This is a genomic window from Pseudomonas sp. NPDC089741 (assembly GCF_044748825.1).
GTDB lineage: Bacteria > Pseudomonadota > Gammaproteobacteria > Pseudomonadales > Pseudomonadaceae > Aquipseudomonas > Aquipseudomonas helmanticensis.
In genome coordinates this window covers 242,265-255,335 of sequence record NZ_JBIVGT010000005.1, presented here as the reverse complement: position 1 = coordinate 255,335, position 13,071 = coordinate 242,265, and the positions used below count along the sequence as shown (strand labels likewise).

Below are 13,071 nucleotides of genomic sequence, written 5' to 3'. Positions count from 1 at the left end.
GTCGGACAAAGCTGTTTTGGAATGAGAAAGGATCCGTTCAGGCAACGGAAAAAGGTGCGCGCAGGGCGTAGAAGGTGCACGGATAACCGTCTACCTCGCGCTGCTGCCGGGTGAATTCACCGCCGCTCAATTGCGGGATCAGCCCGGCCCAGAAGCGTTGTGCCGGCAGGTTGGCGTCGATGTGGAAAATCTGCCATTGACCGGGGATGCGGCTCAAGAGGGCAGAGACGACAAACTGCGCGACGCCTTGGCCACGAAAGCGTCGCGCGATGAAGAAGTAGCCGATGTTGTGGTCGGCGCCGTCGATGTGGGTCTCGTTGTCGACGGTCACGAACCCGGCAAGTTCGTTGTCGACGCGGATCAGAAAAGGTTGGGTCTTCGGGTGGCGCCAGTAGTCGAGTTTAGGCTGGATGGCAAAGAAGCCGTGCTCGGCGAGTTTCAGCGGTAGCCATTGGCTGAAGTCGTGCATGTAGAACTGCATGAGGTTCTCGAGGGTGTCGAGGTCGTCGCGTTGCGCGGGGTGCAGTTCGATGGTGGGCATGGGACTTAACTCACTAACCTGACGAAGCCGTTATTGTGCACTCAACCTATTGTGGCGAGGGGGCTTGCCCCCTCGCCACAGGTTTGGTCGTACTCGTGGTTTTGCTGCGGGTCGATTTGCGTTTCTTCTTCCACGGTGTGGCGGCTTTGCCGGCGGGTGGCGGGCCGCTGATGGTCAGGCTGAGTGCGGAACAGCGTGTCACCTGCTTGCTCATCCACGCCGCCTGTTTGGTGACAAATTCTTCCAGGCTCATCTCGCCGCTCTGCACCATGTCCAGCGCCTGTTCCCAGATCGCCGTGGTGCCGGGGTCGGCAATCGCCCGGGGTACGGCGTCGATCAGGCTGAACGCCGCCGGCGTCGCGGCCAGCGCCTTGCCGTTTTTCACCAGATAACCACGATCCAGCAGACCCTGAATGATCGATGCACGAGTCGCTTCGGTGCCAATCCCGGTAGTGTCCTTGAGCTTCTGTTTGAGCAACGGATCTTCGACCAGTTTGGCCACGTTCTTCATCGCCTTGATCAGATCGCCTTCGGTGTAGGGTTTCGGTGGTTGTGTCCACAGATCCTTGAGCCGCACCTCGGCCACCGCGCATTCGACGCCCTGGTTCAGCGTCGGCAAGGTCTGCGGTGCGGGCGCCTCGCGACCTTTGGCGGTTGCGAGTGCCTCGGGCAGGGCGCGCTTCCAGCCCGGCTCGATGATCTGCTTGCCGACCGCGCGCAACGCTTCACCGGCGCAGTCGAAATCCGCTTGGGTGCGATCGTATTCATGATTGGGCAGAAACTGCGCCAGGTAGCGCGCACGGATCAGCGTATACACCGCACGGTGCTTGCCGCTGAGGCGCTCAAGGTTTTTCGCCGCTGCGGTGGGGATGATGCCGTGGTGGGCGCTGACCTTGGCGTCGTTCCATGCGCGCGACTTGCGCTGAGGTTCGAGAAAGCCCTGCAATGCTTCAAGGCCCGGATCTGCCTGCCGCAGCGCCGCGAGAATCGCCGGCGCTTCGCTGTGCTGGCTCACCGGCAGAAAGCCGCAATCACTGCGCGGGTAAGTGATGACTTTGTAGGTTTCGTAGAGCGCCTGTGCGATGTCGAGGGTTTCCTGCGCGCCGAGGCCGAGCTTTTTCGAGCAGACTTCCTGCAAGGTGCCGAGGTCGAAGGGCAGGGGCGCGACTTCACGCATGCGTTCGGTTTTCAACTTGACCACCCGCGCGGTCTCGCTGCTACCGAGTGCAGCGGCCGCTTGCTGCGCCAGTGCCTGATTCAGGCAGCGATCCTGATCGTCACAGGCATCTGATGGCGCGCGCCATTGCGCGGTGAATGGTGTGCCGTTGTGCAGCAGTTGCACATCGATCGCCCAATAGGCGACCGGTACGAAGTCGGCGATGCTGCGATCACGATCCACCACCAGGCGCAGGGTTGGCGTTTGCACTCGGCCCACCGGCAATACGCCTTGATAGCCCGACTGACGACCGAGCAAGGTGAACAGCCGACTCATGTTCATGCCGATCAGCCAGTCTGCCCGCGAGCGGCCCAGCGCCGAGTGGTACAGGCTGAAGGTCTCGGCCCCCGGCTTCAGCGCGGCCAACGCCTTGCGGATCGATGCTTCGTCGAGCGCCGACAGCCACAAACGACGGATCGGCCCGCGATAACGACAGTGCTCGACCAGTTCCCGGGCGATCATTTCGCCCTCACGGTCGGCGTCAGTGGCGATGATCAGCTCGCTGGCCTCGCCGAGCAGGCGCTTGACCGCTTTGTACTGGCTGGCGGTGCGTGGCTTGACGGTCATTTTCCATTTGTCCGGAATGATCGGCAGATCGGCCAGCACCCAGCGCTTGTAACGGGCGTCGTAGGCATCCGGCGGGGCGGTTTCGAGCAAGTGGCCGATGCACCAGGTGACTGTGACGTCCGTTCCCAGCCAGCAGCCGTCGCCCCGGCGCTTGGCACCGAGTACGGCCGCAATGTCTTTGGCCTGGGAAGGTTTTTCACAGAGGTACAGCCGCATATCCACCATCGCCGATCAAGGTCTGAACAGGTGCACAGAATGGCCGGACTTGGCGCCCGGGGCAACTTTTATCTGTATGGATATACAGATAAAAGGATTGCCGCAAGTGACGGTCAAAACCGGGACGCCGCGCCGCACTATCGAGAAATTGATTAGCGCCAAGGGTCTGCGCCGTGTCAGCGTCGGCGCGTTTGCAAACGCGAGTGACAGGACGATCTCGCCAGTAGATCGCTGTGGCCTGTCGGACACTGACTACCCAGAAACAAGGACGTAAACCATGCTTCAAGCCTCTTCCAACACCAGCACTGCCTTCAGCCAAGTCGACACGTTCAGCCATCTTTACGACCGGGGCGGCAGCGCGCTGGTCAACGGTAAACCGTCGTTCACCGCCGATCAGGCCGCCGATGAAATCCTGCGCAAGGGCCTGTCGTGGGGCGACAAGAACGCTGATGGCAAGATCGACCTCAGCTACAACTTCCTCACTGAAAAACCGGCGAACTACAACGCGAAACTGGGCAACTTCAGCGAATTCAGCGCGCAGCAGAAGGCGCAAGCCGTGCTGGCGATGCAATCCTGGGCCGATGTCGCCAACGTCACGTTCAGCGAAGGCAAGGGCGGCGATGGCCACATGACCTTCGGTAACTACGATGTCAGCACCGGTGGCGCCGCGTTCGCTTACTTGCCGAGCGGCAGCAGCTATGACGGTCAGTCGTGGTACCTGATCAACGATCAATATCAGGTCAACAAGACGCCGGACACCAACAACTACGGGCGTCAGACCCTGACCCACGAGATCGGCCATACCCTCGGCCTGTCGCACCCGGGCGCCTACAACGCCGGTAATGGCAACCCGACCTATAACGACGCCAAGTACGCCGAAGACACTCGCGGCTACAGCCTGATGAGCTACTGGAGCGAAGCCAACACCGACCAGAATTTCAGCAAGGACGGCAGTGGTGCGTACGCTTCGGCGCCATTGTTGGACGATATCGTCGCGGTGCAGAAACTCTATGGTGCCAACTACGCGACCCGCGCCGATGACACCACCTATGGTTTCAACTCCAACGCCGAACGCGATTTCTACAGCGCCTCTTCGGCGTCCTCCAAAGTGGTGTTCTCGGTGTGGGATGGCGGTGGTAATGACACGCTGGACTTCTCCGGCTTCAGCCAGAATCAGAAGATCAACCTCAATGAAGGTTCGTTCTCCGATGTTGGCGGTCTGGTGGGCAATGTGTCCATTGCTTACGGTGTGACTGTGGAGAATGCGCTGGGCGGTTCGGGCAATGACCTGCTGATTGGTAACGCCGCTGTCAACGATCTGTTCGGCGGTGCCGGTAATGACATCATTTACGGTGGTGGCGGTGGCGATACATTGTGGGGCGGTGCAGGGGCAGACACTTTCGTGTTTGGTGCAGCCAGCGACTCGACCATGACTGCGCCGGACTGGATCATGGATTTCACCAGCGGCCTAGACAAGATCGACCTGTCGGGCATCGCCGGTTTCGCCACGGGTGCGGCGTCGCTGAACTTCGTCAGCGGCTTCACCGGGCATGCGGGCGACGCGATCCTGACCTACTTTGCGCAGACCAATCAGACCAGCCTGATGGTTGACCTTACGGGGCAGGGGGCGGTGGATTTTGCTGTGGGCGTGGTGGGGCAGGCGCTGGCGACTGATATCGTTGCGTGATGCCTGAAGAGCGGCCCTCACCCTAACCCTCTCCCAGTGGGAGAGGGGACCGAATGGGGGATATTGGCGAAATTCACCGACTTGAACGATTGGCTTTGAATCCATAATCGACTCGATTTTTCAGGTCGATGGATTTCGCCAGACAACTCGGTCAGTCCCCTCTCCCTCAGGGAGAGGGTTAGGGTGAGGTGCTTTTGAAGTGGATGGGCCGTTCGGCTGTAAACCCAACCCAATCCGAACCGATGGGCTATACCTGAACCGGTCTCTTCGCCGTATTCAGGAGAACCCTTATGAAAAGCTCCGGCCCCAGCCCCGTCATCGCCCTCGAACAACTCTCCGGCTGCCTCTTGGTGAAATTCCACGGCATCCAGGTCGCCGCGTCCTCCCACGTGCTCATCCTCAACGAAGCCAACTACCCGCCGGTCTATTACGTGCCCCGCGAAGACATCGACGAAAAGTATTTCGCCCGCACCGACCACACCAGTTATTGCCCATACAAGGGCGACGCCAATTACTTCAGCCTGCAAGTCCCCGGACATGAGGGCGCCAACGCCGTGTGGACTTACGAAAACCCGAAAGTCTCGGTAGCGCCGATTCGCGATTACGTGGCGTTCTATCCCGATCAGGTCAAGTTCGAAGTGATCAAGGCCGAACCTCAGTAATTCAGATCGACAAACGGCTGGAGCAACTTCGCATCAGGGCCGAAGCGCAGCGTGGTGGTCTCGCGCAGACGGACCACCCTCGGCACAGGTTCTCTTTCTTTCAGGTGTTTTTTTAGTGATTTCAGTTCTTGTCGAGGTCGATGTTCTTGGTCTCACGCAAGAAGATCATCCCCACCACCAGACTCACCCCGGTAATCAGCACCGGGTACCACAGCCCGTAGAAGATATCGCCGGTGTACACCACCAGCGCAAACGACACCGTCGGCAGGAACCCGCCAAACCAGCCGTTGCCGATGTGATACGGCAGCGACATCGAGGTGTAGCGAATCCGCGTCGGGAACAGCTCCACCATCAGCGCCGCGAGCGGGCCGTAGCACATGGCCGAGATGATGATCAGTGCGACGATCAGCGCAACGATCATCGGCTTGTTGATCTGCTGCGCATCCGCCTGTTGCGGATAGCCGGCGAGGGTGATCGCGCCGCGTAATGCCGCCTCATCGTAGCCGTCGAGTTTCACGTCGCCGACGCTGATTTGCACGGCGCTGCCAGCAGGCGCAGCGACGCTGGAGTAGGGCAGGCCTTGCTTGACCAGAAAGGTTTTGGCCTTGTCGCACGGGCTGTCGAATTTGGCCTTGCCGACCGGGTCGAACTGGAAGGTGCAGGTCGCCGGATCCGCCAGCACCGTGATCGGCGCCTGACGGCTGGCCTGATCGATCGCCGGGTTGGCGTAATGGGCGAGGGATTTGAAGATCGGGAAGTACAGCGCGGTCGCCAACAGCAAGCCGAGCATCAGCACCGTTTTGCGCCCGACCTTGTCCGAGAGCCAGCCGAAAATGATGAAGAACGGCGCGCCGATCACCACGCTGATGATCAGCAAGGTGTTGGCCACCGCCGGGTCCATTTTCAGGAACTGGGTGAGGAAGAACAGCACGTAGAACTGCGCGGCGTAGAACGTCACCGCTTGCCCGGCGTTGATGCTGAACAGCGCGATCAGCACGACTTTGAGGTTTTCCCATTTGCCGAAGGATTCGCGGATCGGCGCCTTGCAGGTCTTGCCTTCCTCTTTCATTTTCAGATACGCCGGCGACTCGTGCAGGCTCAGGCGGATCCAGGTGGAAATGCCCAGCAGCACAATCGACAGCAGGAACGGAATCCGCCAGCCCCACACTTCAAACTGATCGCCAGTGAAGTAGCGGCAACCGAGCACTACTAGCAGCGACAGCAGCAGGCCGAGGGTCGCCGTGGATTGAATCCAGCTGGTGTGGAAGCCGCGTTTGCCGATCGGCGCGTGCTCCGCCACGTAGGTGGCAGCGCCGCCATATTCACCGCCGAGCGCCAGGCCCTGGAGCATGCGCAGCACCACGAGGATGATCGGCGCGGCAATGCCGATGCTGGCGTACGTCGGCAAGAGACCGACGCAGAAGGTCGCGATGCCCATCAGGATAATCGTCGCGAGAAAGGTGTATTTGCGCCCGATCATGTCTCCCAGACGACCGAACACCAGCGCGCCGAACGGCCGCACGATAAAGCCTGCGGCGAAGGCCATCAGCGCAAAGATGAACGCCGTGGTGTCGTTGACCCCGGCGAAAAACTGCTTGCTGATCACCGCCGCAAGGGCGCCGTAGAGGAAGAAGTCATACCACTCGAACACTGTTCCCAGTGAGGAGGCGAAGATGACTTTCTGCGTGGCATTGCTGGTGCTGGCGCCGCTCGCGGCGTCCAGCGGCTGAGCGTGTTCTGACATAGCGGTATCCCTCACAGTGATTGTTTTTGTTGTTCCACTGGTGCTCGATGTCCATGAATCAAACGCATGTCCCTGTAGGAGCTGCCGCAGGCTGCGATCTTTTGACTTCGGGACGCGGAGCGTCCCCGGCTACGTTCCCACGCGGAGTGTGGGAACGCTCAGTCAACCAAGATCAAAAAATCGCAGCCTGCGGCAGCTCCTACAGGGTTTGGGCCAGCTCCAATTTCAGGGGGCTGCTCCTTGTGGTGGGGTTAAGGATCAATTGCGCGGCTTTCTCGGCAATCATCAGCGTAGGCGAACAGGTGTTGCCCGAGGTGATGCGCGGCATGATCGAGGCATCGGCGATGCGCAAACCGGGCACGCCGTGAACGCGCAACTGCGCGTCGACCACTGCATCACCGTCATTGCCCATGCGACAGGTACCGACCGGGTGGAAAATCGTCGTGCCGATAGTCGCTGCCGCTTGCTGCAACTCTTCTTCACTTTGCAGGCTGGCGCCGGGCAAATACTCGACCGGTTTGAATGCTTGCAAAGCAGGGGCGCTGACGATGCGCCGGGTCAGGCGGATTGCGTCCGCTGCCACGCGCAAATCTTCCGGATGGCTGAGGTAATTCGGCTGAATCAGCGGCGCCTCTTGTGGATCCGCCGAGCGAATGTCGATGCGCCCACGACTCTGCGGACGCAAATCGCAGATAGATGCAGTGAAGGCGGGAAAACTGTGCAACGGCTCGCCAAAACGCTCCAGCGACAGTGGCTGCACGTGGTACTCAAGATTCGCCGAGGTCTGTTCCGGCCCCGAGCGCGCAAACGCGCCCAACTGACTCGGCGCCATCGACAGCGGCCCGCTGCGGTCATACAGATAACGCAGGCCCATGCCCATCTTGCCCCACACGCTGCCAGCGATCTGGTTCAGCGTGCGCGCATTCTCCAGTTTGTAGATCAGCCGCAGTTGCAGGTGATCCTGCAGATTGCCGCCGACGCCCGGCAACTCATGAATCACGCCGATACCGAGACGCTCCAGCAGTGGCCGAGGACCAATCCCGGAGCGTTGCAAAATGCTCGGCGAACCGACCGAACCGGCGCACAAGACGATTTCCTTGCGTGCCTTGAACTGTTTGCTCTGGCCTTCATGCCGCGCACTGACTTTGGACGCGCGACCGTTCTCCAGCAGAACCCGATCGACTTCAACCCCGGTCAGCACCGTCAGATTCGTCCGGTCACGCACCGGTTTCAAAAATGCCTTCGCCGCGTTCCAGCGCACGCCGGATTTTTGGTTGACCTGGAAGTAACCGCAACCTTCGTTATCGCCGTGATTGAAGTCATCGATGCTGGCAATGCCGCTTTGCTCGGCGGCACTGCGAAACGCGTCCAGAATCGGCCACGACAGGCGCTGTTGTTCGACCCGCCATTCACCCTTGGCACCGTGAAATTCAGCGGCGCCGGCAAAGTGGTTTTCGCTCTGTTTGAACAGCGGCAGCACGTCATCCCAGGCCCAGCCCGGATTGCCCTCGGCCGCCCAGCCGTCATAGTCGTTGGCCTGGCCGCGCATGTAGATCATGCCGTTGATGGACGAACAGCCGCCGAGCACTTTGCCGCGCGGATAACTCAGCGCGCGACCGTTGAGGCCCGGTTGTTGTTCGGTCTTGAAGCACCAATCGGTGCGCGGGTTACCGATGCAGAACAGGTAACCGACAGGGATGTGAATCCACGCATAGTTGTCACGCCCGCCGGCTTCGAGCAACAGCACGCGCTGCTGCGGATCAGCCGACAGCCGATTCGCCAGCAGGCACCCGGCAGGGCCGGCGCCGACCACGATGTAGTCATATTCATCGAGGGAAGTCTGCATTCCCTGACCTCGCTTTTTGTTTTTATTGTCGGACACTCTAGTTGTTAGCTTTCGTTAAAAGAATGTTAGTTTTTGCGCAGCCGCTGTGCGTTTTCAAACAGCCTGCATAGACCATAGCCGACAAGGACACGCCATGTTCGACTGGAACGACCTGCGGTTTTTTCTCGAACTGCAACGCAGCGGCCGGCTGCTCACCGCCGCTCGCCGTCTCAACACCACCCACGCCACCGTCGCCCGCCATATCGAGGCCATCGAAAAAAGCCTCGGCACCGCATTATTTGTTCAGCATGCGCAAGGCTATGAGATGACCCCGGCGGGGGAGGCGCTGCTCAAGCACGCCGAGGCGATGGAGAACGTGGCGTTGCTGGCGCAGGAGGAAATCACCCAGTCGACCGCGCCGCTGGGCAAGATTCGTGTGGGGGTGACGGAAGGGCTCGGGATCAAATTTCTCGCCAGCCGCATGATTGGCCTGTTCGAACGTTATCCGGGACTGGAAGTGGAACTGGTCGCGGTGCCGCGCTTCGTCAGCATCCTCAACCGTGAGGCGGAGATCAGTATTCATCTGGAACGGCCGGCGGCGGACATGCTGGTGACGCGCAAACTCACCGATTACCGTCTCGCGCTCTACGCCAGTCAAAGCTACCTCGACAAAGCGCCGCCGCTGCACAGCCGTGAAGACCTCGGGCGGCATGCGTGGATCGGTTACGTCGACGATTTGCTGTTCAGCCAGGAATTGATGTTCCTCAACAGCTTCTGCCGCAGCCCGCGGGTGGTGTTTCACAGCACCAGCGTGATTGCCCAGCAGGAGGCTGCGCGGTCGGGATTGGGGATTGCGGTGTTGCCGTGCTACATGGCGTCATCTGACCCTGACCTTGTCCCATTGCTGCCGGATGAAAGCATCGAGCGCAGTTACTGGATCAGCACGCGGCGCGAGCTGCACAAGTCGGTGCGGCTGCGGGTGGTTTGGGATTATGTGGTGGGGTTGTGTGAGGCGGAGCAGGGGTTATTACGCGGGCAGTCCTGCAGAACATAGATCCCCTGTAGGAGTGAGCCTGCTCGCGATAGCGGTGTACCAGACAACGCAAATGTTGAATGTTATTGGGCCATCGCGAGCAGGCTCACTCCTACAGGGGAAAGGCAAATACGGGATTGATTTATATATATGGATATCCGTATATTCGATTTTCCGTATGTATTGAGCCTGTTCCATGATCACCCCCACCGAAGTCTTCAAAAGCCTCGCCGACGAAACCCGCGTGCGCGCCATCCTGCTTATTTCTGGTCAAGGCGAACTGTGTGTCTGCGAGCTGATGTGTGCGCTCGACGACAGCCAGCCGAAAATCAGCCGCCACCTTGCGCAACTGCGCAGCAATGGTTTGCTGCTCGATCGCCGCCAGGGTCAATGGGTCTACTACCGCCTCAATCCGGATCTGCCTGAGTGGATTGGTGAAATCCTGCACGTGACCTCCAAGGCCAATGTCGATTGGCTCAAGGACAACGCCGCGCGCCTGCAGAACATGGACGGTCGGCCGGTTCGCGAAGCTGCCTGCTGCTGAATCTGATATCGGAGCGACTCATGCGAATCCTGTTTATGTGCACGGCCAACAGCTGCCGCAGCATCCTTTCAGAAGCCCTGTTCAATCACTTGGCCCCCGCCGGTTTCGAAGCCGTCAGCGCCGGCAGTTTTCCCAAAGGGCAGGTGTTGCCGCACAGTCTGCTCACGCTGCAACAGGCCGGTATCGCCATCGACGGCCTATACAGCAAAGGCAACGATGCCTTTGTAAACAATCCGCCTGACATCGTTATCACCGTTTGCGACAAGGCCGCTGGCGAGACGTGCCCGGTGTACTTCGGCCCGGCGTTGAAGGCCCATTGGGGATTGGCAGATCCGTCGGAAGTGAGCGGCGACGAAGCCGCCATTGCCGCTGCCTTCCACGGCACATTGACGCGCATCGGCCAGCGCTGCCAAGCCTTTCTCGATCTGCCTTTTCAAGCACTCAGCCGCGATGAACTCAAAGCCGCACTCGAGCGCATCGGCGCGCAGTAAGGAGTATTTATGTCGGAACATCTGCCCAACCTCGACGCCAGTTTGTTCGAGGCTGCCAAACCATCGGGTCAAGACCCGCACAAACCGCGCATCCTGTTGCTCTACGGTTCAACCCGCGAGCGCTCTTTCAGCCGCTTGTTGGTAGAGGAGGCCGCGCGGCTGCTCGAACACTTCGGCGCTGAAACACGCATATTTAACCCGTCCGGTCTGCCGTTGCCCGACGACGTCCCTGTCGATCATCCGAAAGTGCAGGAACTGCGCGATCTGGTGTTGTGGTCGGAAGGACAGGTCTGGTGTTCGCCGGAACGTCACGGTGCCATGTCTGCGGTGTTCAAGGCGCAGATCGACTGGATCCCGCTGGAACTCGGCGCCGTGCGCCCGACCCAAGGCAAAACCCTCGCGGTGATGCAAGTCTGCGGCGGTTCGCAGTCGTTCAACGTGGTCAACCAATTGCGCGTGTTGGGCCGCTGGATGCGCATGTTCACCATCCCCAACCAATCCTCGGTGCCGAAGGCCTACATGGAATTCGACGACGCCGGGCGGATGAAACCGTCGCCGTTCTATGATCGAGTGGTCGATGTCATGGAAGAACTGGTGAAATTCACCGTGCTGCTGCGTGGCCAACAGACTCATCTGGTCGACCGCTATTCGGAGCGCAAAGAAAGTGCCGAGCAACTCATGAATCGCGTGAATCAGCGTTCGATCCAAGCGCGCCCGGCCGGCTGATCGCAGCCGGCCCATGCAACTAAATTCTCGCGCCACAGGTCACTCAATCAGCGGAGGTTGCTTCAATTCGCCCAACCTCGAACATCGAAGACGCTGCCTGTGGCCACTCACCTCTATCGTCGCAACAACCTGTCACTCGACAGCCTTAATTTCTTCCTTGCGGATGTGCGCGACGGGCTCGGTCCCTATCTGGCGATTTACCTTTTGGCGGTGCATCACTGGGATCCGGCGTTTGGTCTAGGCGCGGCGCTGAGTAACGGTCTTGCCGGGCTGGTGGTTGAGGCGGCAGGTTACCGTGCGGCGTTTCTGACGTTGGCGGCGGTGGCTGCGGTGGCACTGGTTTTGTTGTGGATTGCGTTTCCCGAGACGTTGCAGCGTTCTGCTGAATCAGGTACTCATCGGAGTGAATTGCCTTCTGCGACTGTGCCTTGAAGAAGATCAACAGATCGCAGCCTTCGGCAGCTCCTACAGGGATGAGGGTAGGAGCTGCCGAAGGCTGCGATCTGTTGATCTGGCTTTATTTTTTCGAACGTGCCGCAAATCGCATTGCCCGCAGGCCAGAAATCCTGGTCGTCCGAGCGTTCGGTCAAAGTCGCTTCGCACTGATCTACTTGAGCCACTTGCCGGGACAACAACGCGCGTCCACTCTATGGCAGTCGACAAGGAGCGTCAGCCGATCCTCCGTCGCGATCACAGGGAGCTTGCAGCATGAGCGAAGACAGCAAAGTCAAAGGCCCGGCGTCCTATTTCCCCTCCATCGAAAAGAAGTACGGCCAACCGATTGATCACTGGTTGAACCTCCTTGCCGGCCTCGGCGACAAAAAGCACATGGAACGGGTCGCCTGGCTCAAGACCGAACACGGCATGGGCCACGGCCACGCCAACGCACTGGTTGCGCATCATCTGGCGAACAGTAAACAGTGAGGGCAGGGCGGCCATTGGCTGCGGCGCTCAAGCCTTTATCACAAGACCCGCAGCCAAGGCGCCACCGATGCCGCTGAGCTTCCACAAGATGCACGCCAACGGCGGCGATTTCGTCCTGGTCGACATCCGCAACAGCGCCAACCCGATCACCAGCGAACTGGCCCGGCGCCTGGGCGACCGTCATCTAGGCATCGGCTTCAACCAGCTCGCCGTGGTGCTCGACTGTGATGATGCCGATGCGCGCCTGCAATTCTGGAACGCCGACGGCTCCGCGCTGGATGTCTGCGGCAGCGCAACCCGTGGCGCCGCCGACCGACTGATGCGCGAGGCCAGTCGCAAATCGATCACGCTGCGCACCCAGCGTGGGCTGCTCACCTGCGAACGCACGCCATGCGGATTGATCGCCGTCGACATGGGCTTGCCGCTTTTCGACTGGACAGCGATTCCCCTGGCCCAGGCATACGACACGCTCGTACTGCCGTTGTCCGGCGACCCAAGCGCCTGCAGCATGGGCAATCCCCACTGTACGTATTTCGTCGACGACCTCGGCAGTGTCGACATCGCCAGCCTCGGCCCATCCCTCGAAAACCACCCCTTGTTCCCGCGCAAGACCAACGTCCATTTCGTGCAGATCATCGACCGCCAGCACATTCGCCTGCGCATCTGGGAACGCAACGGCGGCATCCCGCTCGGCTCCGGCTCATGCGCCTGCGGCGCCGCCGTCAATGGCATCCGCCGAGGCCTGCTCGACCACACCGTTGAAGTCGAATGCGACGGCGGTCCCGTCAGCGTCCACTGGAACGGCATCGACAACGTCACCCTCAGCGGCCCGGTCGAACACGTCTACTCCGGCACAATCCCCGACACCCCCCTGTAGGAGCTGCCGAAGGCTGCG

General features: G+C 60.2%; 12 protein-coding genes and 1 pseudogene. 9 read left to right on the top strand and 4 right to left on the bottom strand.

The window, feature by feature from the left end; translation table 11 throughout:
• Positions 1-37 precede the first annotated feature (37 nt).
• Both ACIPZE_RS08285 and ACIPZE_RS08280 read right to left on the bottom strand, forming a co-directional pair.
• Positions 38-541 (bottom strand): GNAT family N-acetyltransferase, encoded by a 504-nt coding sequence (locus ACIPZE_RS08285; protein ID WP_400772357.1) that lies wholly within the window; start codon positions 539-541, stop codon positions 38-40.
• 46 nt (positions 542-587) lie between these two features.
• Positions 588-2,540, bottom strand: coding sequence for a DNA topoisomerase III (locus ACIPZE_RS08280; RefSeq protein ID WP_400772354.1), 1,953 nt, complete (start codon positions 2,538-2,540; stop codon positions 588-590).
• Between the two features lie 277 nt (positions 2,541-2,817).
• On the opposite strand from ACIPZE_RS08280, the gene ACIPZE_RS08275 reads away from it, so the two are divergent.
• Entirely contained in the window at positions 2,818-4,227 is a 1,410-nt protein-coding gene (locus ACIPZE_RS08275) for a serralysin family metalloprotease (RefSeq protein WP_283436886.1), read from the top strand.
• Positions 4,228-4,517: 290 nt separating this feature from the next.
• Positions 4,518-4,889: a DUF427 domain-containing protein gene (locus ACIPZE_RS08270; protein ID WP_283436885.1), complete on the top strand. Its 372-nt coding sequence runs from the start codon at positions 4,518-4,520 to the stop codon at positions 4,887-4,889.
• A gap of 121 nt (positions 4,890-5,010) precedes the next feature.
• Here ACIPZE_RS08270 and ACIPZE_RS08265 read toward each other — a convergent pair whose 3' ends face one another.
• Both ACIPZE_RS08265 and ACIPZE_RS08260 read right to left on the bottom strand, forming a co-directional pair.
• The gene (locus ACIPZE_RS08265) at positions 5,011-6,633 is read right to left on the bottom strand and encodes an MFS transporter (protein WP_400772351.1); all 1,623 of its coding nucleotides are present in this window, start codon (positions 6,631-6,633) and stop codon (positions 5,011-5,013) included.
• A 199-nt stretch (positions 6,634-6,832) separates the two neighbouring features.
• The gene (locus ACIPZE_RS08260) at positions 6,833-8,479 is read right to left on the bottom strand and encodes a GMC family oxidoreductase (RefSeq protein WP_400772349.1); all 1,647 of its coding nucleotides are present in this window, start codon (positions 8,477-8,479) and stop codon (positions 6,833-6,835) included.
• Positions 8,480-8,612: 133 nt separating this feature from the next.
• On the opposite strand from ACIPZE_RS08260, the gene ACIPZE_RS08255 reads away from it, so the two are divergent.
• The 7 genes and pseudogenes from ACIPZE_RS08255 (at position 8,613) to dapF (ending at position 13,053) form a co-directional block, all read left to right on the top strand.
• Positions 8,613-9,512 (top strand): LysR family transcriptional regulator, encoded by a 900-nt coding sequence (locus ACIPZE_RS08255; RefSeq protein ID WP_400772348.1) that lies wholly within the window; start codon positions 8,613-8,615, stop codon positions 9,510-9,512.
• Positions 9,513-9,687: 175 nt separating this feature from the next.
• On the top strand, positions 9,688-10,035 hold the full coding sequence (locus ACIPZE_RS08250) for a metalloregulator ArsR/SmtB family transcription factor (RefSeq protein ID WP_400772346.1): 348 nt from the start codon (positions 9,688-9,690) through the stop codon (positions 10,033-10,035).
• A 20-nt stretch (positions 10,036-10,055) separates the two neighbouring features.
• Complete coding sequence (locus ACIPZE_RS08245) at positions 10,056-10,526, top strand: arsenate reductase ArsC (protein ID WP_400772343.1); 471 nt, start codon at positions 10,056-10,058, stop codon at positions 10,524-10,526.
• Between the two features lie 9 nt (positions 10,527-10,535).
• Positions 10,536-11,252, top strand: a complete 717-nt coding sequence (gene arsH / locus ACIPZE_RS08240; protein ID WP_400772341.1) for an arsenical resistance protein ArsH — start codon at positions 10,536-10,538, stop codon at positions 11,250-11,252.
• Positions 11,253-11,351: 99 nt separating this feature from the next.
• Positions 11,352-11,483, top strand: a pseudogene (locus tag ACIPZE_RS08235) (MFS transporter); the annotation flags it as partial.
• A gap of 477 nt (positions 11,484-11,960) precedes the next feature.
• The gene (locus ACIPZE_RS08230) at positions 11,961-12,176 is read left to right on the top strand and encodes a DUF4287 domain-containing protein (RefSeq protein ID WP_283436878.1); all 216 of its coding nucleotides are present in this window, start codon (positions 11,961-11,963) and stop codon (positions 12,174-12,176) included.
• 67 nt (positions 12,177-12,243) lie between these two features.
• Complete coding sequence (gene dapF / locus ACIPZE_RS08225) at positions 12,244-13,053, top strand: diaminopimelate epimerase (protein ID WP_400772338.1); 810 nt, start codon at positions 12,244-12,246, stop codon at positions 13,051-13,053.
• Positions 13,054-13,071 lie beyond the last annotated feature (18 nt).

Bases quoted from the DNA above. Each gene is read 5' to 3' on its own strand.
- ACIPZE_RS08260 (WP_400772349.1), bottom strand. From the start codon at position 8,479: ATGCAGACTTCCCTCGATGAATATGACTACATCGTGGTCGGCGCCGGC.
- ACIPZE_RS08245 (WP_400772343.1), top strand. From the start codon at position 10,056: ATGCGAATCCTGTTTATGTGCACGGCCAACAGCTGCCGCAGCATCCTT.
- arsH (WP_400772341.1), top strand. From the start codon at position 10,536: ATGTCGGAACATCTGCCCAACCTCGACGCCAGTTTGTTCGAGGCTGCC.
- ACIPZE_RS08285 (WP_400772357.1), bottom strand. From the start codon at position 541: ATGCCCACCATCGAACTGCACCCCGCGCAACGCGACGACCTCGACACC.
- ACIPZE_RS08255 (WP_400772348.1), top strand. From the start codon at position 8,613: ATGTTCGACTGGAACGACCTGCGGTTTTTTCTCGAACTGCAACGCAGC.
- ACIPZE_RS08275 (WP_283436886.1), top strand. From the start codon at position 2,818: ATGCTTCAAGCCTCTTCCAACACCAGCACTGCCTTCAGCCAAGTCGAC.
- ACIPZE_RS08230 (WP_283436878.1), top strand. From the start codon at position 11,961: ATGAGCGAAGACAGCAAAGTCAAAGGCCCGGCGTCCTATTTCCCCTCC.
- ACIPZE_RS08280 (WP_400772354.1), bottom strand. From the start codon at position 2,540: ATGCGGCTGTACCTCTGTGAAAAACCTTCCCAGGCCAAAGACATTGCG.
- dapF (WP_400772338.1), top strand. From the start codon at position 12,244: ATGCCGCTGAGCTTCCACAAGATGCACGCCAACGGCGGCGATTTCGTC.
- ACIPZE_RS08270 (WP_283436885.1), top strand. From the start codon at position 4,518: ATGAAAAGCTCCGGCCCCAGCCCCGTCATCGCCCTCGAACAACTCTCC.
- ACIPZE_RS08265 (WP_400772351.1), bottom strand. From the start codon at position 6,633: ATGTCAGAACACGCTCAGCCGCTGGACGCCGCGAGCGGCGCCAGCACC.
- ACIPZE_RS08250 (WP_400772346.1), top strand. From the start codon at position 9,688: ATGATCACCCCCACCGAAGTCTTCAAAAGCCTCGCCGACGAAACCCGC.